This is a genomic window from Marinobacter sp. EN3, assembly GCF_000475315.1.
GTDB classification, from domain to species: Bacteria; Pseudomonadota; Gammaproteobacteria; order Pseudomonadales; family Oleiphilaceae; genus Marinobacter; species Marinobacter nauticus.
Genome location: NZ_AXCC01000004.1, coordinates 1 through 561 on the forward strand (window position 1 = coordinate 1; position 561 = coordinate 561).

At 61.7% G+C, this 561-nt stretch carries 1 pseudogene; it reads right to left on the minus strand.

What is annotated here, in order from left to right:
- Positions 1-402 (minus strand): annotated as a pseudogene (istB, locus tag Q675_RS23400) (IS21-like element ISSpu5 family helper ATPase IstB); the annotation flags it as partial.
- Positions 403-561: the final 159 nt, after the last annotated feature.

Genomic DNA, 561 nt, shown 5'->3' on the forward strand with positions numbered 1-561 from the left:
GCGGACGTACTGGGCGGTGTACCCCTCCCGGCAGGCTTTGTGTGCCAGAGCACAGGCCAGCCAGGTTTTCCCGACCCCGGTGGGACCGGTGATCAGCGCGTTCAGGTGTTCCTTCACCCACTGGCAGCTGGCTAGGCCCTGGATAAGCCCTTTATCCAGGCCGCGTGAGTTCCGGTAATCAATGTCTTCGAGGATGGCGGCGTGTCGCAGTTTGGCCCGGCGTAGCCGGCTGCTCATACGCCGGTTGTCCCGTTCCGTCATTTCCCGGTCGACCAGCAGCCCGAGGCGCTCCTCGAAGCTCAGATCGGTGATGTCGGGGGTGGCCGACTGATCCTCCAGGGCGGCGGCCATGCCGGTCAGTTTGAGGGCGTGGAGCTTATCCAGTGTGGGATGTTTCAACATGTCAGATTCCTTCAGTGGTAGTAGGCAGGGCCGCGGATGTTGTCGTGTGTGTCAGGTAAGGCCAGTTCTTGTTGCTCTTCCAGGGGCTGCTCATCCAGGCGGTGCTTGAGGATGGATTCGATGCTCTTGTATCGGCAACTGCCCAGCATCAGGGCGCGT